A 21,489-nucleotide genomic window follows, 5' to 3' on the forward strand; every position below is an offset into this window, starting at 1 on the left:
CCACCGCCCCGCCAACCGCACCCGCACCCGTGCGCGCACGGAACACCACCGCGCCCGGAGCGACAAGACGACGACGCACCCGCCACGAAGACTGGGAAACGACCCTGGAGGATCCATGCACCACCACGAACTGCTCACCGTCGCCCCGACCGAGGTGCGCCACCCCCTCGACCTGACGACCGCGGAGGAGTTCGAGCGCGGACGCGAGATCCTGGTCGAGGCCGGGCGGGTCGGCGAGCACACGCGGTTCCCGAACGTCATGCCCGAGGAGCCCGACAAGGCACTCGTCGCGGGCTTCGCCGAGGGCGACCCCGTCGAGCGCCGGCTGCGCTACACGATCCTCGAGCTCGACACCGGCCAGGCGGCCGAGGCCGTCGTGAACCTCACGACGGGCGAGATCGACGACTGGCGCGACCTCGACCCGCAGCATCCGCCCTACGGGCAGCCCCAATACCTGTTCGAGGAGTACGAGCTCGCCGCCGAGATCGTGAAGTCCTCCCCCGAGTGGCGCACCGCGATGGAGCGCCGAGGGCTCGCCGACAAGATCGAGCTCGCGTTCTGCGGCCCGCTCGCGCCGGGCTTCTTCAACCGGTCCGACGAGGTCGGTCGCCGCGTCATCCGCTCGCTCACGTTCCTCAAGGACTCGCCCGGCGACAACCACTGGTCGCACCCCGTCGAGGGCCTCGTGGTGCACATCGACCTCACCGAGCGCCGGGTCATCCGCGTCGAGGACCACGACGGCGCCCCGGTGCCCGACCTCGACGGCCGCTACGACGCCGAGTCGGCAGGCCCCGCCCGCACGAGCCTCAAGCCCATCGAGATCACCCAGCCCGAGGGGCCGAGCTATCGTGTCGACGGCAACGCGGTCGAGTGGGAGAACTGGCGGTTCCGGGTCGGCTTCAACGCGCGTGAGGGGCTCGTGCTGCACCAGGTCTCCTTCCGCGACGGCGACGAGCACCGCCCCGTGCTCTCCCGCGCGAGCGTGCCCGAGATGGTCGTGCCGTACGGCGACACGTCGCCCACCCGCTTCTGGATCAGCTACTTCGACGCCGGCGAATACCTGCTCGGCAAGAACGCGAACGCCCTGCAACTGGGATGCGACTGCCTCGGCGTCATCCACTACTTCGACGCCCACGTGGCCGACGATCACGGCAACCCCGTGCGCATGCCGAACGTCGTCTGCATGCACGAGGAGGACTACGGCATCCTCTGGAAGCACAACGAGATGGGCGAGCGGCCCGAGGTGCGGCGCAGCCGGCGCCTCGTGATCAGCTACTTCGCGACGATCGGCAACTACGACTACGGCTTCTTCTGGTACCTGTACCTCGACGGCACGATCCAGATGGAGGCGAAGGCCACCGGCATCGTCTTCGCCGGCGCGGGCGAGCCCGGCCGCGACGACCCGCACGCGAACGAGATCGCGCCGGGCCTCTTCGCACCCGTGCACCAGCACCTGTTCTGCGCCCGTCTCGACGTCTCGATCGACGGCGACGACAACACGCTCGCCGAGATCGACGCGGTCGGGGTGCCGACCGGCCCGGAGAACCCCTACGGCAACGCCTTCACGTGGAAGGTCACCCCGATCACGCGCGAGTCGGAAGCCGGCCGCGTCGCGAACGGCGCGACCTCGCGGGTCTGGCAGGTCGCGAGCGCATCGCGGCGCAACGCGGTCGGGCGCCCCACCGCCTTCTGGCTCATCCCCGAGGGCAAGTCGACGCTGCTCGCGCAGCCCGACTCGACCGTGTGGGGCCGGGCGAACTTCGCGACGAAGCACCTCTGGGCGACGGCCTACTCGCCCGACGAGCGCTTCCCCGCGGGCGACTACCCGAACGCCCATGCGGGCGGTGCCGGCATCCCCGCCTGGCAGCAGGCCGACCGCGACCTCGACGGCACCGACCTCGTGCTCTGGCATGTGTTCGGGCCCACACACCTCCCGCGCCCCGAGGACTGGCCGGTCATGCCTGTCGACTACTCGGGCTTCCTGTTCAAGCCGCACGGCTTCCTCGACCGCAACCCCGCGCTCGACCTGCCCGATGCGAGCCGGGCGGATGCCTCGGGCTGCTGCGGCACGGGCGACGCCTGCGCCTGCGGGCACTGAGCCGACGACCGCTCTTCGAACCGACCGAACGAACCCGAGAAGGAGACCCTCATGAACAGCGAAGCAGAGCTGCTCGCCGCGATCGCCCCGGCCGACGGCCCGAGCCGCGAGGTGCACGACCCCGCCACCGACGAGGTGATCGGCCGAGCGCCCGTGCACGGCCCCGCCGATCTCGACCGCGCGATCGCACGGGCGACCGCGGCCCAGCCGGCATGGGCTGCCCTGGGCGACGACGAACGCCGGGCGACTCTGCACCGCGTCGCCGACGCGATCGAGGCTGCGGCCGAGCCGCTCGCCCGGGTGCTCTCGCGCGAGCAGGGCAAGCCGCTGAACGGCCCGAACGCCCGCTTCGAGGTCGGCGCCTGCGTCGGCTGGCTGCGCGCGACCGCCGAGACCCCGCTCCCTGGCGAGGTCGTCGTCGACGACGGCGAGACCTACGCCGAGCTGCACTACCGCCCCGTCGGCACCGTCGCGGCGATCACCCCGTGGAACTGGCCGATGATGATCGCGATCTGGCAGATCGCGCCGGCGCTGCGCATGGGCAACACGGTCGTCGCGAAGCCCAGCGAGTACACGACGCTCTCGGGCCTCGCCCTCGCCACCGTCATGAACGAGGTGCTCCCCGAGGGAGTCCTCGAGGTCGTCGCCGGCGACGGCGCCGTCGGCGCCGAGATGGTCGCCCGCCCCGAGTTCGGCAAGATCATGTTCACCGGCTCGACCGCGACCGGCAAGCGCATCATCGAGGCCTCCGCCGGCAACCTGACGCGGCTCACGCTCGAGCTCGGCGGCAACGACGCCGGCATCGTGCTGCCCGACGTCGACCCCGCGGCGATCGCCGAGGGGCTCTTCTGGGGCGCGTTCATCAACACCGGGCAGACGTGCGCCGCGATGAAGCGGCTGTACGTGCACGACGACGTCTACGACGCGGTCTGCGAGTCGCTCACGGCGTTCGCCGCGCAGATGCCGATGGGCGTCGGACTCGACGAGCAGAACGTGCTCGGCCCCCTGCAGAACGGCATGCAGTTCGGCGTCGTCGACCGGCTCGTCGAGGCGGCCAAGGCGTCGGGCGCCCGCGTGCTCGTCGGCGGCGAACCCGACCGAGAGCAGCCCGGCCATTTCTACCCGACGACCCTCGTCGCCGACATCGACCCGCAGAACCCGCTCGTCGTCGAGGAGCAGTTCGGCCCGGCGCTGCCGATCATCCGGTACTCCGACGTCGACGAGGCCGTGCGGCTCGCGAACGACGTCGAGGTCGGCCTCGGCGCCTCGGTCTGGTCGGGCGACCGCGACCGCGCCCGCGAGATCGCCGCCCGCCTCGAGGCCGGCACCGTCTGGATCAACTCGCACGGCGGCGTGCACCCCATGATCCCCTTCGGCGGGGTCAAGCAGTCGGGGTACGGCCTCGAGTTCGGCGTCGAGGGCCTGAAGGCGGTGTCCGTCCCGCAGGTCGTCAACGGCTGAGGCCGGATGCCGCGGAGCGCCGACGTCCTCAGGGCGTCGGCGCTCGGCGCTCCGTGCTGCGTGCTGCGTGCCGCGTGCGCGCGTCGTCAGCCAGGCGCGCGGCCGAGGACGCACGACCCTCCGTGCCCCGAGCCGGGCCGCCGAACGCACGAGGGGCGGCGTCGTATACTCGACACGTCCAGGCGCCGCCGATCGTCGATCGCGCGCGGCGCCGGTGCTCGAAAAATGGGCACGAAGCGGGCCCCTGCCGCGAGACACATACGGAATCCACCACCTCCGTCACGTCTCGAAAGGCTCCGCGATGCCCGCGACCTCGTCCACCACCGTCTCCGCACACGTCGCCCACGCGCTCGCCGCCCACGTCGACCACGTCTTCGGCGTCATGGGCAACGGCAACGCCTACTTCCTCGACGCGCTCGAGAAGGAGACGGGTGCCGCGTTCACGGCGGTCCGCCATGAGGCCGGCGGGGTCGTGGCCGCCGACGCGCACTACCGCGCCTCGAAGCGGCTCGCGGCGGCGACGTCGACGTACGGCGCCGGTTTCACGAACACGCTCACCTCGCTCGCCGAGGCGGCGCAGGCGCGCGTGCCGCTCGTGCTCGTCGTCGGCGATGAGCCCACCTCTGGTCCCCGCCCGTGGGACGTCGACCAGATCGCCCTCGCCTCCGCCGTCGGGGCGCGCACGTACACCGTCGGCCGCACCGACGCCGCCGCGACCACCGTCATCGCCGTCGAGCACGCGCTCAACTACCGGGTGCCCGTCGTGCTCGCGATCCCCTACGACGTCGCGTCGGTCGAGGCCGGCCCGCTCGTGGAGGCGCCGGCCCCGCGGCATCCCGCGCCCCTCGCCCCCGCCGGCGAGTTCGCGGTGGCGACGATCGCCGAGATCGCACGCGCGCTCGCCGGCGCCGAGCGCCCGTTCCTCCTCGCCGGCCGCGGCGCCTGGCTCGCCGACGCGGGCGAGGCGCTCGGCGAGCTCGCCGCGGCGACCGGAGCCGTGACCGCGTCGACCGCGCTCGGACGGGGCATCTTCCCCGAGACCAGCTACGACCTCGGCGTCACCGGCGGATTCGGCGCCGACGGCGCGATGGCGCTCGTGCACGAGGCCGACGTCGCCGTCGTCTTCGGCGCCTCGCTCAACCAGTTCACGATGCGGTTCGGCGAGCTGTTCGCGCCCGGCACCCGGGTGTTCCAGATCGACGTCGCACCGGCTGCGACCCACCCGCACGTCGGCGGATACCTCCGTGCCGACGCCGGCGTCATCGCCCGCGCACTCGTCGCCGAACTGGCCGTGACCGGTGCCACGCCGTCGGGCTGGCGCGAGTCGGTCGACATCGCCGCACTCCGCGCCTACCCCGGCCCCGACCGCCCCGACGGCCTCGCGGGCGACGGCCGCCTCGACCCGCGCGCGGTCGCGACGCGGATCGCCGAACTGCTGCCCGAGGACCGGGTCGTCGTCTCCGACGGCGGGCACTTCATCGGCTGGGCGAACATGTACTGGCCGGTCGCCTCGCCCGACCGCATGATGATGGTCGGCACGGCCTTCCAGTCGATCGGGCAGGGTTTCCCGAGCGTCGCCGGCGCCGCGGCCGCGAAACCCGACGCGACGATCGTGCTCACGTCGGGCGACGGCGGCGGGCTCATGGCCCTCGCCGACCTCGAGACCGCCGTGCGCACCGCGGCCGGCCGCGGCATCGCCGTGATCTGGAACGACGCCGCCTACGGTGCCGAGGTCAACCTGTACGGGCTGAAGGGCCTCGCCGAGGCTCCGATGCGCATCCCCGAGGCGGACTTCGCGGGCGCTGCGACCGCGTTCGGCGCCCAGGGCGTCGTCGTGCGCACGCTCGCCGACCTCGAGGCGCTCGCCGAGTGGGCGGCACGGCCGGTCGCCGAGCGGCCGTTCCTCATGCTCGACTGCCGCATCTCAGGATCGGTCATCGCCCCGTACCAGCACGAGATCATTCGGGTGAACTCGCGCTGAGGCATCCCGCCCGCCGCGCTCGCCCATCTGCGCAGGCCCCTGTGCAGGATGAGCCAGATCGTATACGATCTGTGATGAACGCCCCGACGACGAAGTGGAGCCCGCGTGCTTGACCAATCCGCCATCGAGTCGATCGCCGACGAGCTCGTCGCTGCCGATCGCGACCGCAGCATCGTGCCGCGGCTGACCGCGCGGCACCCCGACATGACCGTCGACGACGCATACGCCGTGCAGAAGGTCTGGGCCGACCGACGCATCGCCGGTGGCGCCCGGCTCGTCGGCCGCAAGATCGGCCTCACCTCGAAGGTCATGCAGGTCGCGACCGGCATCACCGAACCCGACTACGGCGTCATCCTCGACGACATGGTGTTCGAGTCGGGTGCCGAGATCGAGTTCGACCGGTTCTCGAACGTGCGCATCGAGGTCGAGCTCGCGTTCGTGCTCGCGAAGCCGCTCACCGGCCCGAACACGACGATCTTCGACGTGCTCGACGCGACCGCGTACGTCGTGCCGGCGCTCGAGATCCTCAACTCGCACATCGAGCTGCAGGGCCGCACGATCGTCGACACGATCAGCGACAACGCGGCGATGGGCGCGATGGTGGTCGGCGGACGCCCCGTGAAGGTCGACGAGGTCGACCTGCGCTGGATCGGCGCTCTGCTCTACCGCAACCAGACGATCGAGGAGTCGGGCGTCGCCGCAGCCGTGCTCGGCCACCCGGCGATGGGCGTCGCCTGGCTCGCGAACAAGCTCGCCCAGCACGGCCAGTCCCTCGAGGCGGGCGAGATCATCCTCGCCGGCTCGTTCACCCGGCCCATGTGGGTCGAGCGGGGCGACACCGTGCACGCCGACTACGGACAGCTGGGGGCGATCACGTGCCGATTCGCCTGAACCTCCCCGAGCCGTTCATCAGCCGGGTCACCGGGGCCGACCGCCCGCTCATCGGCATGTGGGTGTGCTCGGCGAGCCCGCTCGTCGCCGAGATCGCGGCGGGCAGCGGCGTCGACTGGCTGCTCATCGACGCCGAGCACTCCCCCAACGACCTGCAGACGATCCTGAACCAGCTCTACGCCGTCTCGGCGTACCCGGTCTCGACGCTCGTGCGCCCGCCGTACGGCGACACCGTCGTCATCAAGCAGTACCTCGACCTCGGCGTGCAGAACCTGCTCGTGCCCATGGTCGACACGGCCGAGCAGGCACGCGAGATCGTGCGTGCCGTGCGGTATCCGGGCACCGCGGCCCACGCATCCGAGCCGGATGCCTCGGGCCATCGCCCCGGCCCGACCGACCACGGCGTGCGCGGCGTCGGTGCCTCGCTCGCGCGGTCGTCGCGCTGGAACCGCGTCGAGGGCTACCTCGCCGGCGCCTCGGCGACCGTGAGCCTCACCGTGCAGATCGAGTCGGCGACCGCGGTCGCGAACGTCGAGGAGATCCTCGCGGTCGACGGGGTCGACGCGATCTTCGTCGGCCCGGCCGACCTCGCCGGCTCGATGGGACTGCTCGGCCAGCCGTCGCATCCCGATGTCGTCGACGCCGCGATGGCCGCCATCCGCGCCGCGCAGGCGGCCGGTAAGCCCGTCGGCATCAACGCCTTCGTCGCCGAGGACGCCGACCGCTACCTCGCGGCCGGTGCGTCGTTCGCCGCCGTCGGCGCCGACGTCGCGATCCTCGCCCGCGCCTCCGAGGCGCTCGCCGACCGGTTCATCGCCTCACGACCGGTCGGGCCCGATGCCGCAAGCGAGACGGATGCCCCGGCCACGCCGCCGCGCACGAGCTACTGAGCCACGTGGCATCCCGTGTCTGCACCGATGCCGACGCGCGCGGCCCTTCACAACCCCAGCCAGATCGTATATGATTTCTGATATCACGAGACGAGGACGTCAATGACCTTCGGTATCCCGACCCCCGGCAAGATCATCGCCGTGCACCTCAACTACCCGTCGAGGGCCACGCAACGTGGTCGTACGCCCGCGCAGCCGAGCTACTTCTTCAAGCCGGCGTCCTCCCTCGCTCCGACCGGCGGCACGATCGAGCGCCCCGCGGGCACCGAGCTGCTCGCCTTCGAGGGCGAGATCGCGATCGTCATCGGCGAGCCCGCCCGCCACGTCTCCCCCGCCGACGGCTGGAAGCACGTCGCCCAGGTCACCGCCGCGAACGACTTCGGCCTCTACGACCTGCGCGCCGCCGACAAGGGCTCGAACGTGCGCAACAAGGGCGGCGACGGCTTCACCCCCATCGGGCCGGCCGCGATCCCCGCGAGCGTCGCGGGCGAAGACGGCTGGCGCGTGCGCACCTGGGTCAACGGCGAGCTCGTGCAGCTCGACACCAGCGACACCCTGCTGTTCCCGTTCGGGCGACTCGTGGCCGACCTCTCGCAGCACATGACGCTCGAGACGGGCGACGTCATCCTGACCGGCACGCCCGCCGGCTCCTCGGTCGTCGTGCCGGGCGACGTCGTCGAGGTCGAGGTCGACGCGCCGCTCGCGCCCGGCACGCCGACGACCGGCCGCCTCGTCACGACCGTCACCGAGGGCGACGTCCCGTTCGGCGACTTCGGCACCAAGCCCGCCATCGACGACGCCCAGCGCATCGAGGCGTGGGGCTCGGAGGCCGAGCACGCCGCGGCCGTCGCCGCCGGCAAGGCCAGCCCGCTCGACGCACCGGCCGCGACCGGGGCGGATGCCGCGGCCGGCGCCGTACCTGCGGCATCCCCGACCGTGCTCACCGACGAGGTGCGCGACCTGCTCTCGAGCGCGGCCGTCGCGACGATCTCGGCGGCACTCCGCAAGCGCGGCTACCACGACGTGTTCATCGAGGGCGTGTACGCGAACCACCCGGGCGACCGCATCGTCGGCACCGCGAAGACGCTGCGGTTCATCCCGTTCCGTCCCGACCTGTTCAAGGAGTTCGGCGGCGGGTTCAACGCCCAGAAGCGCGCATTCGACACGGTCGAGGCCGGCGAGGTGCTCGTCGTCGAGGCCCGCGGCGAGCGCGGCACCGGCACGGTCGGTGACGTGCTCGCCCTCCGTGCACAGGTGCGCGGCGCGGCCGGCATCGTCACCGACGGCGGTGTGCGCGACTTCGACGCGGTCGCCGAGTTCGACATCCCGGTGTTCAGCCAGGGCCCGCACCCGAGCGTGCTCGGCCGCCGCCACGTGCCGTGGGAGACGGATGTCACGATCGCCTGCGGCGGCGCTGCCGTGCAGCCCGGCGACGTCATCGTCGGCGACGGCGACGGGGTGCTCGTGATCCCAGCGGCGATCGCCGCGGAGGTCGCGGCCGAGGCGGCCGCGCAGGAGGCGGAGGACGCCTGGGTCGCCGAGCAGGTCGCGGCCGGGGCATCCGTCGACGGCCTGTTCCCCATGAACGCCGAGTGGCGGGCGCGGTACGAGGCGTCCCTCCGACCGGTTCAGGACGAAGCGGACGAACGATGAACGCCGAATCGAAGTCGCAGCGGGCCTACCGGTTCATCCGCGAGCGCATCGACGACGGGCGCTACGTGCCCGGCTACCGGCTCGTGCTCGGCCCGATCGCGGCCGAGCTCGACGTGAGCGTCGTGCCCGTGCGCGAGGCGATCCGCCGGCTCGAGGCCGAAGGACTCGTGACGTTCGAGCGCAACGTCGGCGCGCAGGTCGCCCTCATCAAGGAGACCGAGTACCTGCACACCATGCAGACGCTCGCCCTCGTCGAGGGCGCCGCGACCGCGCTCTCGGCTCCCGCCCTCACGCCCGAGCACCTGCGCCGCGCCCGCGAGATCAACGAGCGCATGCGCCGCTCGCTCGACGACTTCGACCCGCACCGCTTCACCGAGCTCAACCTCGAGTTCCACGCGGTGCTCTACGAGGAGTGCCCGAACCCGCACATCCTCGACCTCGTGCACCGCGGCTGGAACCGCATGAAGGTGCTGCGCGATTCGTCGTTCAGCTTCGTGCCGGGCCGCGCGCACGAGTCGGTCGACGAGCACGAGCACATCGTCGCCCTCATCGAGCAGGGCGCCGACGCCCTCGAGATCGAGCTCGCCGCACGGGCCCACCGCACGGCCACGCTCGACGCCGTGCTCGAGCACCAGGCCGAGCTGCGGCATCCCGTGCCGACCCCCTGACCCCGCGTGGCGCGCGAGCCGCGCCGCCCACCCCGACCACACACGAAGGCGAGCAACAGATGACCGATTACACCGACTACACGCCCGAGGGGCTGCCCGACCGCATCCGCCACTACATCGACGGCGAGTTCGTCGACTCGATCGACGGCGACACCTTCGAGGTGCTGAACCCCGTCACGAACGAGACGTACGTGCACGCCGCCGCCGGCAAGAAGGCCGACATCGAGCGCGCCGTCGCCGCCGCACGTCGCGCCTTCACCGAGGGCCCGTGGCCCCGGATGCTCCCCCGCGAGCGCTCGCGCGTGCTGCACAAGATCGCCGACATCGTCGAGTCGCGCGACCAGCGCCTCGCCGAGCTCGAGTCGTTCGACTCCGGCCTGCCGATCACGCAGGCGCTCGGCCAGGCCCGCCGCGCCGCCGAGAACTTCCGCTTCTTTGCCGACCTCATCGTCGCCCAGGCCGACGACGCGTTCAAGGTGCCCGGCAAGCAGATGAACTACGTGAACCGCAAGCCGATCGGCGTCGCGGGCCTCATCACGCCGTGGAACACGCCGTTCATGCTCGAGTCGTGGAAGCTCGGCCCCGCGCTCGCGACCGGCAACACCGTCGTGCTCAAGCCCGCCGAGTTCACGCCGCTCTCGGCGTCGCTCTGGGCCGGCATCTTCGAGGAGGCGGGCCTGCCCAAGGGCGTGTTCAACCTCGTCAACGGGCTGGGTGAAGACGCGGGCGACGCGCTCGTGAAGCACCCCGACGTGCCGCTCATCTCGTTCACGGGCGAGAGCTCGACCGGACAGCTCATCTTCGGCAACGCCGCCCCGTACCTCAAGGGCCTCTCGATGGAGCTCGGCGGCAAGAGCCCCGCCGTCGTCTTCGCCGACGCCGACCTCGACGTCGCGATCGACGCGTGCATCTTCGGCGTGTTCTCGCTCAACGGCGAGCGCTGCACCGCGGGCAGCCGCATCCTCGTGCAGCGCGACGTGTACGACGAGTTCGTCGAGCGCTACGCCGCGCAGGCCGCGCGAGTGAAGGTGGGCCACCCGCACGACCCGAAGACCGAGGTCGGCGCGCTCGTGCACCCCGAGCACTACGACAAGGTCATGAGCTACGTCGAGCTCGGCAAGACCGAGGGCCGGCTCGTCGCGGGCGGCGGCCGCCCCGACGGCTTCCCGACGGGCAACTACGTCGCCCCCACCGTGTTCGCCGACGTCGCACCCGACGCGCGCATCTTCCAGGAGGAGATCTTCGGCCCGGTCGTCGCGATCACGCCGTTCGACACCGAGGATGAGGCGCTCGCCCTCGCGAACAACACGAAGTACGGGCTCGCCGCCTACATCTGGACGAACGACCTCAAGCGCGCGCACAACTTCGCCCAGTCGGTCGAGGCCGGCATGGTGTGGCTCAACTCGAACAACGTGCGCGACCTCCGCACCCCCTTCGGCGGCGTCAAGGCCTCGGGCCTCGGCCACGAGGGCGGTTACCGCTCGATCGACTTCTACACCGACCAGCAGAGCGTGCACATCACGCTCGGCGCGCCGCACAACCCCACCTTCGGCAAGCAGCAGGTCCACGAGGCATCCGACCTCGACGACCCGGACCCCCGCTGAAGCCCGCCGACCCACCCACGCAAGGACGCTGACATGACCAACCGCGACGATATGACCCTGACGTCGTCGGGCTTCTACGTTTCGCAGGAAGCCCCCATCTCCACCGACAACCCGGTGCCGACCCCGTCGGCCCCGGCCCCCGACATCCTGCGCTGCGCCTATATGGAGCTCATCGTCACCGACCTCGCCGCGAGCCGCGAGTTCTACGTCGACGTGCTCGGCCTCTACGTCACCGAGGAGGACGACGAGGCGATCTACCTGCGCTCGACCGAGGAGTTCATCCACCACAACCTCGTGCTGCGCAAGGGCCCGATCGCGGCGGTCGCCGCGTTCTCGTACCGGGTGCGCACTCCCGAGGAGCTCGACAAGGCGGTCGCCTTCTACACCGAACTGGGATGCCGCGTCGAGCGTCGCCCTGAGGGCTTCACGAAGGGCATCGGTGACTCGGTGCGCGTCGAGGACCCGCTGGGCTTCCCGTACGAGTTCTTCTACCAGGCCGATCACGTCGAGCGGATGAGCTGGCGCTACGACCTGCACGTGCCCGGCGAGCTCGTGCGCCTCGACCACTTCAACCAGGTCACGCCCGACGTGCCGCGCGCGGTGAAGTTCATGCAAGACCTCGGCTTCCGCGTCACCGAGGACATCCAGGACGAGGAGGGCACGGTCTACGCCGCGTGGATGCGCCGCAAGCCCACCGTGCACGACACCGCCATGACCGGCGGCGACGGCCCGCGCATGCACCACGTGTGCTTCGCGACGCACGAGAAGCACAACATCCTCGCGATCTGCGACAAGCTCGGTGCGCTGCGCCGCTCCGACGCGATCGAGCGCGGTCCCGGCCGCCACGGCGTCTCGAACGCGTTCTACCTGTACCTGCGCGACCCCGACGGGCACCGCGTCGAGGTCTACACGCAGGACTACTACACGGGCGACCCCGACAACCCCGTCGTCACGTGGGACGTACACGACAACCAGCGCCGCGACTGGTGGGGCAACCCCGTCGTTCCCTCGTGGTACACGGACGCCTCGCTCGTGCTCGATCTCGACGGCAACCCGCAGCCCGTCGTCGCGCGCACCGACTCGTCGGAGATGGCCGTGACGATCGGCGCCGACGGCTTCTCGTACACCCGCAAGGGCGACGAGGAGCAGGGCTTCAAGCTCGGCAACACGCTGTAGGCCGACGGCTTCGGTTGACGGGGCGTCGCGGCGATCGCTGCGGCGCCCCTTCGCCGTTCAGGACCCGAGGAACCCGATCGCCGCGTCCTTGAACACGCGCGACGTGAGCGTCGACACGTGATCGCGCCCGGGCACGGTCACGAGCTCGGCGCCGTGGTCGCGCGCGAGTTCGGCCACACCGGCCGGAACCGGGTCGAGCTCGCCCGCGACGAACAGCACGGGCACGCCGCCGGGAACCTCGAGGGGCGCGCCCGCGAACCCCGAGACGACCGCGAGCAGCACCTCGGGGTCGGCGCCGGCGTCGAGCGCCGGCTTGAGCACCTGCTCGACGACCGGGTCGCTCGACGGCACACCGTCGAGGAGGAGCGCCCGCACCTCGTCGAGCCGCCAGGCCGCGAAGTGCTCGCGCGGCCCTGCCCCGCCGAGCACGAGGCGTCGCAGACGGTCGGGCGCGAGCGTCGCGAACGCGGTCGCCACGCGGCATCCCATCGAGTAGGCCACGACGTCGACCACGGGTACGCCGACCGAGTCGAGCACGGCGACGAGGTCGGCGCCGAGCACCGCCGCGCGGTAGGCGTCGGCCTCGATCGGCGTGTCGCTCTCGCCGTGTCCGCGCAGGTCGACGGTGATGACGTCGCGTCCGGCGTCGACGAGCGCCTTCACCCAGCCGGTGCCCTGCCAGGTCACGCGGGCGTCGGTCGCGAAGCCGTGCACGAGCAGCACGGGCGGCAGCTGCGGCCCCGCCGCTGCCGCCACGGCCCCCGCGGCATCCGCGCCTGCGCCGCCGTAGCGCCGATACGCGATGAGGGCGCCGTCGTCGGCCTCGGCGTGAAGTGTCGGCGTGCGATCGGGCGCGCCGCCGATCATTCCGCGGTTCCGGACGCCTCGGTGTCGTCGCCCGCCGCATCCGTCGCGCCGACCGCGCCCGAGTCGGCGATCGTCGCACCCGCATGCCCGAGCTCGGCGAGCGCCGCCGCCGACGATTCGGCCGCGACGCCGGCGACGAGGTCGGTCAGCACGCGCACGTGCTGGCCGTGCTCGAGGGCGTCGAGCGCGCTCGCGCGCACGCAGTAGTCGGTCGCGATGCCGACGACGTCGACGTCGGTGATCCCGTGGCGGCCGAGCACCTCGCTCACGCTCTCGCCGGCGTCGTCGGTGCCCTCGTAGATCGAGTAGGCGGGCACGCCCTGCCCCTTGCGGATGTGCACGTCGATCTCGTCGACGGCGAGCGCGGGATGGTACTCGGCGCCGAGCGTGCCGGCGACGCAGTGCGAGGGCCAGGTGTCGACGAAGTCGGGTTCGGCATCGGTGGCGAAGTGGCCGCCGTTGTCGTTGTCGCCCGAGTGCCAGTCGCGCGACGCGATGACGAGCGAGTACGCGTCGCGGTGCTTCGCGAGCAGGTCGCTCACACCGGCGGCGACGGCGGCTCCCCCGTCGACCCCGAGGGCACCCCCCTCGGTGAAGTCGTTCTGGACGTCGATGATGAACAGCGCGCGGGTCATGACTCCATTGTCTCTCCGACCGCGCGGCCGACAACCCCGAGCGGCGGCGGCGGTTGAGACCGTCTGCCCGGGATGCCGCGACCCGCGCTACTGGTTCGACAGGTTGTCGCCGCAGAGGTAGAAGCCGGTCGCGAGCGTGTCGATCGCGGTCTTCGCCTCGTCGGTGACGTCGCCGAGTGCATAGATCGCGAACGTGAGGTCGGTGCCGTCCTCGGCGCGGATCACGCCGGCGAGCGTGTAGCCCGTGTTGATCCAGCCGGTCTTCGCGATGACGCTGCCGTCGGCCACGGCGTTGTCGCCCCAGAAGCGGTCGTCGTACGAGAGCGAGCCGCGCTCCCCCGCGACGGGCAGCGAGTCGAGCAGGTACCCGAGGTTCCCCTCGCGGGCGTTGATCTTCACGAACAGCCGGGTGAGGTAGGCGGGCGGAACCGCGTTGTCGTCGGACAGCCCGGAGCCGTCGACGATCGTGATGCCCGCGGTGTCGACGCCGTAGCCCGCGAGCCCCTCGAGCACACCCGCGTTGATCGCGGAGAACGTGTTGCCCGAGCCGGTCTCGATCGCGACGAGGCGGGCGAGCATCTCGGCGACCGTGTTGTCGCTGACGACGAGGGCCTTGTCGACGAGCTCGGCGACGGTCGGCGAGAGCACCTGCCCGAGCTGCTGCGCTCCTGCCGGCGCGGTGCCGCGCTCGATGGTCGCGACGCCGCCGAGCGCATCGGCGAATGCGACGCCCGCGCGGCTGATCGGGTCGTCGCTGCGCGTCGAGGTGTTCGAGTACGGGTCGTCGCGGTCGCCGTCGACCATGAGCGCCGTGATGTTCGACATGTAGCCGTCGTCGCGCTCGACGAGCTCCCAGCTCGGCTGCCATTCGTCGCCGCCGAAATACGAGGCGTCGAGGATGAGCTTCGTGATCGGCGGGTTCGCGGGGTCGGCGGCCCAGGCGGCCTGCACCTGCGCGGCGAGGTCGTCGAGGTGCGCGGCGCCCGGATACACGGTCTCGTCGCCCGACGGCGTGCGCGAGAGGGTCACGTCGCCGCCGCCGACGAGCACGATCGACCCGGGCTCGGCCCCCTTCACGACCGTGGTCGCCGCCCGGTGGTCGGGGCCCAGCACCGAGAGCGCGGCGGCCGACGTCAGCACCTTCATGACGCTCGCCGTGCGCGACGCCGTCGTGCCGCCGCGGTCGTAGAGCACCTCGCCCGTCTTCGCGTTGAGCACCTGAGCCTGCAGGTTCGCGAGCCTGGCGTCGGCCGCCCGGTCGGCGACCGAGCAGGTGCGGATGCGACTCACGGGAGCCGCGGTCGGCACGGGGCGCGCCTCGGGGGTCGGCGTCGGCGTCTCGCTCGGCGTCGGTGCCGCGATCGCGGTCGGCTCGGCGACGGTCGCGGCGCCGGCGAACACCGCCGCCGTGCCGGCGAGTGCGAGCGCGACCACGCCGCCGACGATGGCGAGCGGCACGCGGTGCTTGCGAACGAACCCGATGAAGGATGCTCCGGTGCGAGGCGTCGCTGCATCGGTGTCGGTCGTGCTCGACGGCTCGACGGAGCCCGGCGTCTCGCCCGGAGCATCCGTCTCGTCGTTCACCCGGGCATCATACGCGCCGGCCGCTGGGAGCCGCAGGAGACCGGCCTTCGCCGATCACTCCCCCGGATAGGCGAGCCCGATCTGCGCGCGGATGCGGTCGAGGGTGCCCATGACGGCGACGCTCTCGCGGGTCGGCAGGATGTCACCGCCGTCGAGTCGCCCGTCGGCGACCGCGCGCTCGAGCGCGGCGGCCTGGTAGTGCATGCCGCGGCCCTCGACCTGGGAGACGTACTCCTCGACGACGACCCCGTCGGGCCGCACCACGCGGAACGTTGTCGGCGAATACCAGACCGAGTCGATCTCGATGCGGGCCTCCGAGCCGAGCACGACGGCCGTGTTCGGGCCCTGCGTGTTCGAGGCGGAGAAGGTCGACGCCGTGCGTCCGCCGTCGTAGCGGAACACCGCCGACACCTGGGCGTCGGCTCCGGACGGCTTGAACGTCGCCGCAGCGGTGATCTCGGCCGGCTCGCCGAACAGGTCCCACGCGAACGAGATCGGGTAGATGCCGAGGTCGAGCAGAGCGCCGCCGCCGAGCTCCAGCGCGTTCAGGCGGTGGGCCGGGTCCTCCGACAGGAGCTGCGTGTGGTCGGCGATGAGGCCCCGGAGGTCGCCGATGACGCCGGCCGCGACGAGTTCGCGGATGCGCACCATGTGCGGCAGGTACCTCGTCCACATGGCCTCGAGGGCGACCCTGCCGTTGGCCTCGGCCGCCTCGGCGATGCGCCGCGCCTCGGCCTCGTTGAGCGCGAACGCCTTCTCGACGAGCACGTGCTTGCCGGCCTCGAGGGCGCGCACCGCGTTCTCGGCGTGCATCGGGTGCGGGGTCGCGACGTAGACGACGTCGACCTCGGGGTCGGCGACGAGCGACTCGTAGCTGCCGTGCATGCGATCGATCTCGAACTCGTCGGCGAATCGCGCGGCCGACGACTCGGAACGCGAGCCGACCGCCCGGACGTCGAAGCCGTGCAGGCGCAGGTCGGTCGTGAACATCCGGGCGATGCCGCCCGTCGCGAGAATGCCCCAGCGCAGTGATTCGGTCATGCGCTCCAGACTATTGCCGTCACGCTGCCGTCGACGGCCGCACCCCCTGATCTGGGATATGCGGATTACTCACCTTCGCTCCTAACGTTGGGTCATGAACGCGCCTTCACCCCGGCCGGCGCGACGCGGCATCGTCGCCGCTGCGCTCGCCTCCGTCCTCCTGGCGATCCCGATCGGGTTCGCATCACCCGCGCAGGCGGCGCCCCCGGAGCATCCCGTCGCGAAGTACGTCGCACTGGGCGACTCGCTCGCCGCCGGGCAGGGTGCGGGCGTACCGCTCGATGCCTGCCTGCGCACCGGCGCCGGCTACGCGAACCTGCTCGACGAGATGCCGCGCCTGAACCTGCTGCGCAACGCGGGATGCAGCGGCGCGACGATCGGCGACGTCGCCGGGTCGCAGCTCGGCCAGGTCAACCGCGGCACGACCCTCGTCACGATCACCGCCGGTGCCGGCGACCTCGGCATCGGCGACGTGTATGCGGCGTGCGTGCCCGACCCGTCGAGCCTCGCATGCGCCGCCGCCTACGGCGCAGCGGTCGAGGTGCTCGAGTCGGGCGCGGTCACGACGCGCATGTCGGGCCTCGTCGCGGCCGTGCACGCGCGGTCGCCGCAGGCGCAGATCCTGGTCACGGGCTATCCGATCCCCTTCGACGGCGCGGTCCCCGGCCTGCCGACGCTCATCGACCAGGCGGTGGCGACCCTCAACGGGCAGGTCGCGGCGGGCGTCGCATCCGCGGCCGCGACCGGTTCGCCGACCGTTTTCGTCCCCGTCGCCGACGCGTTCGCGGGCCACGGCGCCGAGGCGGGTCCTGCCGCGTGGCTGGGCTCGAACCCGCTCGATCCCGTCACGTTCCTGCACCCCAACGCCGCGGGCTACGCGGCCTACGCCGAAGTCGTCCACGACGCCTACCTGGAGGTGGCACCATGAACATCCGCCGCACGCTGGCCGCGGCATCCGCAGCCGTCGTCATCACCGCTCTCGCCCTCGCCGGCGCCTCGCCCGCGTTCGCCGCGAAGGGCGGCGGCGGCAAGCCCGGCGGAGGCGGTGGAGGCACGACCGAGCTCACCTACACGGCGCTCGGCGACTCGTTCGCCGCAGGCCAGGGCGGCGGCAGCTACCTCGACACGAGCTGTTACCGCAGCAGCAACAGCTACCCGAAACGACTCGACGCCGACGCCGCGATCAAGCTGACCGCGTTCCCGGCGTGCTCGGGCGCGTCGACCGTCGAGGTCTCAGCCGGCCAGATCGCCGCGATCCCGCTCGGCACGAAGCGCGTCACGCTGACCGTCGGCGGCAACGACCTCGGCTTCTCGAACATCATGCAGAACTGCTTCGTGTTCATCTCGAACACGACCTGCCAGTCGCAGCTGTCGACGGCCGAGGGCATGATCGCGGGCGGCACGTCGAGCGTCGTCGGCGCGAAGGTCGCCGGCGTCATCACGCAGATCAAGTCGCGCCTCGCCGCCGACGGCAAGGTCGTCGTCACCGGGTACCCGAAGCTCTTCAACGAGCCGTCGAGCTACGCATACGCCGCACGGGTCAACGCCGACACCGCCACGCTCAACGACGTGCTCGAGGCGACCGCGGCCGCGAACGGCGCGGGCTTCGTCGACGTCGAGGTCGCGTTCACCGGCCACGGCATCGGCAGCTCGTCGCCGTGGATCAACAGCTTCAGCTGGTTCAACACGACTGCGGCATTCCACCCGAACTCGACCGGGTACGCGAACTACGCGGCACTCGTCAAGCCCGCACTCGGCTGACGTCCCCGAGACTCTCCCGCGACCTCCCTCGGGAGAGCGCGATGGGCCCGGCGAACCCGGGCCCTTCGTGCGTGCGAGCCCCGTCTCGTGCACGCCCCCGGAACGGCGGAAGGCCCCGGATCTCTCCGGGGCCTTCTGGTGGAGCCGCCTGTGGGAATCGAACCCACGACCTTCTCATTACGAGTGAGACGCTCTGCCGACTGAGCTAAGGCGGCGTGACTCGCGATGCGCGTTGCGCACCGCGTGGCACGAGAGTCAATACTAGCGGATGGTTCGGGGTGCGAATGACCACTCCCCGGCTTCGACGAACCGGATGCCCCGGCGCCGCGTCACCCGGCCGGCTGGCGCACGGCCGCCCTCAGCACTTCGGGTCCTTCGCGGGAACGGTGCCGTCGATGAAGTACGACTCGACGGCGTCGTTCACGCACGAGTTCGACTTGTTGTACGCCGTGTGCCCCTCGCCGTCATAGCTCACGAGCACGCCCGAGTCGAGCTGGTCGGCGAGCGCGACCGCCCACTCGTACGGGGTCGCCGGGTCACCGGTGGTGCCGACGACCATGATCGGGTCGGCGCCGGCGGCGTGGATCTCGGACCGCTCGCTCGCCGGCGGGTACGGCCAGTCGATGCACGCGAGATCGCCGTAGCCCATGTACGGGCCGATCGTCGGTGCCACGTCGGCCATCTCGGCGGCATGTTCGCGCATCACGTCGGCGTCGGACTGGTACGTGTAGTCGAGGCAGTTGACCGCGCGGAACGCCTCGGTCTGGTTGTCGGCGTACGTGCCGTCGGGGTCGCGACCGTTGTAGGCGTCGGCGTAGGCGAGCGCGAGGTCGCCGTCGCCGAACATCGTCGCATCGAACAGGTCGTCGAGGTAGCCCCACATGTCGGCGCTGTACAGCGGGTAGATGATCGCCGTGACGAGGGTGTCGGCGCCGACCATGCGGCCGTCGCTGCCCCGCAGCGGGCTCTCGTCGACCGACGCGATCAGGCGACCGATCTCGTCCTTGGCCTCGTCGACGGTGCCGTCGAACGGGCAGTCGCCGTCGGTCGATGCGAGGCAGTCGTCGAGATAGGCCGCGAGCGCCTGCTCGAATCCGACCGACTGCGCCTTCGTCACCTCGAAGTCGCTGGCAGACGGGTCGATCGCGCCGTCGAGCACGAGCCGGCCGACCTTCTCGGGGTAGAGGTCGGCGTACGTGGCACCGAGGAAGGTGCCGTAGGAGTACCCCAGGTAGTTGAGCTTCTCGTCGCCGAGGACGGCGCGCAGCAGGTCGAGGTCGCGTGCCGCGCTCTTCGTGTCGACGTTCGCGAGCAGGTCGCCCGTGCTGTCGGCACATGCGGCGCCGAACGCAGCCGATGCCTCGCGACGGTCTGCGATCCATTCGTCGCTGCCGCGCTCACCGGGTGTGATGCCGTAGAGATAGTCGTCCATCTCGGCGGGCTCGAGGCACGAGACCGCCGACGAACGGCCGACGCCCCTGGGGTCGAACCCGACGATGTCGAACCGCTCCTGCAGGGGCTGTCCGACGGCGTAGTCGAGCGAGTCGTGGATGAAGTCGTAGCCCGACCCGCCGGGCCCGCCGGGGTTCACCAGCAGCGACCCGAGCTTCTCGCCGGTGGCGACGTGGCGCACGAGGGCGAGGTCGATCTCGCCCGCCGCTGGGTCGCTCCAGTCGAGGGGCGCCTTCGCCGTGGCGCAACCCAGTCCGTCACCACAACGCTCCCACTCGAGGACCTGCGTGTAGAAGGGCTCGAGGTCGGCCGCGACGTGTTCGCCCGTCGGCGTCGAGACGGGCTGCTTCTGCTCGAGGAACGACGGCACGCAGCCGCTCAGCGCGAGCACCGCGACGAGTGCCGCGGCGAACGCCGCGCGGCGCCGGCCACGAGGCATCCGCACCGTCGAGAACCGGCGGACGGGACCGGTCGGGCTGGGGGTCGTGTCGGTCATGCGGCCCTTCGGGTGTCGGGTGCGCGCACGGCCGAGACCAGCATGGCCTCGAGGGCGAGGGCGGGCTGGACGTTGCCCTCGATGCGCGTGCGTGCGGTCTGGATGGCGTCGAGCGTCGCGAGCGTGCGGGCCGGCGTCGCCTGATCGGCGGCGCGCTCGAGGCGCGGCAGCAGCTCGCGGTTGACGAGGTCGACGTCGGCGTCGAGCTGGATGAGCAGGATGTCGCGGTACAGCGACGCGAGGTCGACGAGGATGCGGTCGATGCCGTCGCGGAGGCTCCGCGTCGCGCGCCGCTTCTGGTCGTCTTCGAGGGCCTTGATCTGGGGCCTGAGTGCCGGCGGGACCGCCTGGCCGGGTGCGATGCCGAGCGAGTGCAGCGCGTGCTCGCGCTCCTCGGCGTCGCGCAGCTCGGTGATCGCCTTCGCGTCGTCGCCCGCGATCTCGAGGAAGCGTGCGGCCGTCAGCACGGCGCTCGCCGTCGAGCACACGTCGAGCGCGAGCTCGAGCGTCTCGGACCGACGGGCGCGCGCCTGCTCGTCGGTCGCGAGCCGGTGCGCCATGCCGATGTGGCTCTGCGCCTCGCGCGCAGCGCGCTCGGCGAGCTCGGCGTCGACGCCGTCACGGCGCACGAGCAGCTCCGCCACGTCGGCGACGCTCGGCACCTGCAGCCGAACGGAACGCACGCGCGAACGGATCGTCGGGATGAGGTCGGCCTCGCTCGGCGCGCACAGGATCCAGACCGTGCGCTCGGGCGGCTCCTCGAGCTCTTTGAGCAGGAAGTTCGACGTCTGCTCGGTCATGCGGTCGGCGTCTTCGACGATGATGACGCGGTGCCGCCCGATCGACGGCGCGTAGTGCGAGCGCTTGACGATCTCGCGCACGTCGTCGCGCTTGATGATCACGCCCTCGGTCGCGAGCACGTGCAGGTCGGGGTGGCTGCGGGCATCGACCTGGATGCGGGTCGCGTCGTCGCCGTCGGGCCGCCCCGAGATGAGCGCGGTCGCGAACGCGTACGCAAGATTCGAGCGCCCCGAACCGGGCGGGCCGGTGATGAGCCACGAGTGGGTCATCTGCTGACCGGGACCCGACTTCGCCATGACCGTTCCGTCGCCGTCGGTCACGGTGGAGGCGGTGGATGCCCCGGGGCGGACGCCGGCGGCTTCGGCAGCCGCCCGGAAGACGGCGATCGCCACGTCCTGGCCGGTCAGCTCGCTCCACACGCTCACGGGTT

The 21,489-nt window shown here is 71.7% G+C and carries 17 protein-coding genes and 1 tRNA gene; 11 read left to right on the top strand and 7 right to left on the bottom strand.

Features of this window, described 5'->3' with window-relative positions; genetic code table 11:
- Positions 1–115 precede the first annotated feature (115 nt).
- The 9 genes from MUN74_RS03135 to hpaD all read left to right on the top strand — a co-directional run bounded on the left by MUN74_RS03135 (position 116) and on the right by hpaD (position 12,422).
- Complete coding sequence (locus tag MUN74_RS03135) at positions 116–2,098, top strand: primary-amine oxidase (protein ID WP_244854966.1); 1,983 nt, start codon at positions 116–118, stop codon at positions 2,096–2,098.
- A gap of 51 nt (positions 2,099–2,149) precedes the next feature.
- A complete protein-coding gene (locus MUN74_RS03140) occupies positions 2,150–3,559 on the top strand; it encodes an aldehyde dehydrogenase family protein (RefSeq protein ID WP_244854967.1) in 1,410 nt (469 codons plus the stop codon).
- 301 nt (positions 3,560–3,860) lie between these two features.
- Entirely contained in the window at positions 3,861–5,540 is a 1,680-nt protein-coding gene (locus tag MUN74_RS03145; protein WP_244854968.1) for a thiamine pyrophosphate-binding protein, read from the top strand.
- Positions 5,541–5,645: 105 nt separating this feature from the next.
- Positions 5,646–6,431 (top strand): 2-oxo-hept-4-ene-1,7-dioate hydratase, encoded by a 786-nt coding sequence (gene hpaH / locus MUN74_RS03150; protein WP_244854969.1) that lies wholly within the window; start codon positions 5,646–5,648, stop codon positions 6,429–6,431.
- Complete coding sequence (locus tag MUN74_RS03155) at positions 6,416–7,321, top strand: HpcH/HpaI aldolase family protein (protein ID WP_370647339.1); 906 nt, start codon at positions 6,416–6,418, stop codon at positions 7,319–7,321. The genes hpaH and MUN74_RS03155 overlap by 16 nt, the downstream gene beginning before the upstream one ends.
- Positions 7,322–7,423: 102 nt before the next feature.
- Positions 7,424–8,974, top strand: coding sequence for a fumarylacetoacetate hydrolase family protein (locus MUN74_RS03160; RefSeq protein ID WP_244854970.1), 1,551 nt, complete (start codon positions 7,424–7,426; stop codon positions 8,972–8,974).
- Complete coding sequence (locus MUN74_RS03165; RefSeq protein WP_244854971.1) at positions 8,971–9,642, top strand: GntR family transcriptional regulator; 672 nt, start codon at positions 8,971–8,973, stop codon at positions 9,640–9,642. The genes MUN74_RS03160 and MUN74_RS03165 overlap by 4 nt, the downstream gene beginning before the upstream one ends.
- Before the next feature lie 59 nt (positions 9,643–9,701).
- On the top strand, positions 9,702–11,246 hold the full coding sequence (gene hpaE, locus MUN74_RS03170; protein ID WP_244854972.1) for a 5-carboxymethyl-2-hydroxymuconate semialdehyde dehydrogenase: 1,545 nt from the start codon (positions 9,702–9,704) through the stop codon (positions 11,244–11,246).
- A gap of 33 nt (positions 11,247–11,279) precedes the next feature.
- Entirely contained in the window at positions 11,280–12,422 is a 1,143-nt protein-coding gene (hpaD, locus tag MUN74_RS03175) for a 3,4-dihydroxyphenylacetate 2,3-dioxygenase (RefSeq protein ID WP_244854973.1), read from the top strand.
- Positions 12,423–12,479: 57 nt separating this feature from the next.
- Here the strand turns inward: hpaD and MUN74_RS03180 are convergent, their stop codons facing one another.
- The 4 genes from MUN74_RS03180 to MUN74_RS03195 all read right to left on the bottom strand — a co-directional run bounded on the left by MUN74_RS03180 (position 12,480) and on the right by MUN74_RS03195 (position 16,549).
- On the bottom strand, positions 12,480–13,289 hold the full coding sequence (locus MUN74_RS03180; protein WP_244854974.1) for an alpha/beta fold hydrolase: 810 nt from the start codon (positions 13,287–13,289) through the stop codon (positions 12,480–12,482).
- Positions 13,286–13,924, bottom strand: coding sequence for an isochorismatase family protein (locus MUN74_RS03185; protein WP_244854975.1), 639 nt, complete (start codon positions 13,922–13,924; stop codon positions 13,286–13,288). Before MUN74_RS03185 ends, MUN74_RS03180 begins: the two co-directional genes overlap by 4 nt.
- An 87-nt stretch (positions 13,925–14,011) precedes the next feature.
- A complete protein-coding gene (locus MUN74_RS03190) occupies positions 14,012–15,508 on the bottom strand; it encodes a D-alanyl-D-alanine carboxypeptidase/D-alanyl-D-alanine-endopeptidase (RefSeq protein WP_244854976.1) in 1,497 nt (498 codons plus the stop codon).
- A gap of 54 nt (positions 15,509–15,562) precedes the next feature.
- Positions 15,563–16,549 (bottom strand): Gfo/Idh/MocA family protein, encoded by a 987-nt coding sequence (locus tag MUN74_RS03195; RefSeq protein WP_244854977.1) that lies wholly within the window; start codon positions 16,547–16,549, stop codon positions 15,563–15,565.
- Between the two features lie 94 nt (positions 16,550–16,643).
- Between MUN74_RS03195 and MUN74_RS03200 the strand changes: the two genes are divergently transcribed.
- A complete protein-coding gene (locus tag MUN74_RS03200; protein WP_244854978.1) occupies positions 16,644–17,477 on the top strand; it encodes an SGNH/GDSL hydrolase family protein in 834 nt (277 codons plus the stop codon).
- A complete protein-coding gene (locus MUN74_RS03205; protein ID WP_244854979.1) occupies positions 17,474–18,310 on the top strand; it encodes an SGNH/GDSL hydrolase family protein in 837 nt (278 codons plus the stop codon). Before MUN74_RS03200 ends, MUN74_RS03205 begins: the two co-directional genes overlap by 4 nt.
- A gap of 139 nt (positions 18,311–18,449) precedes the next feature.
- Here the strand turns inward: MUN74_RS03205 and MUN74_RS03210 are convergent.
- The 3 genes from MUN74_RS03210 to MUN74_RS03220 form a co-directional block, all read right to left on the bottom strand.
- A tRNA-Thr gene (locus MUN74_RS03210) sits at positions 18,450–18,525 on the bottom strand.
- Between the two features lie 143 nt (positions 18,526–18,668).
- Positions 18,669–20,258 (bottom strand): alpha/beta hydrolase, encoded by a 1,590-nt coding sequence (locus MUN74_RS03215; protein ID WP_370647340.1) that lies wholly within the window; start codon positions 20,256–20,258, stop codon positions 18,669–18,671.
- Positions 20,255–21,484 carry a DNA polymerase III subunit delta' gene (locus tag MUN74_RS03220; RefSeq protein ID WP_244854980.1) on the bottom strand — a complete coding sequence of 410 codons (1,230 nt, stop codon included), beginning with the start codon at positions 21,482–21,484 and terminating at the stop codon, positions 20,255–20,257. The genes MUN74_RS03215 and MUN74_RS03220 overlap by 4 nt, the downstream gene beginning before the upstream one ends.
- Positions 21,485–21,489 lie beyond the last annotated feature (5 nt).

It is taken from the genome of Agromyces sp. H17E-10 (assembly GCF_022919715.1).
GTDB lineage: Bacteria > Actinomycetota > Actinomycetes > Actinomycetales > Microbacteriaceae > Agromyces.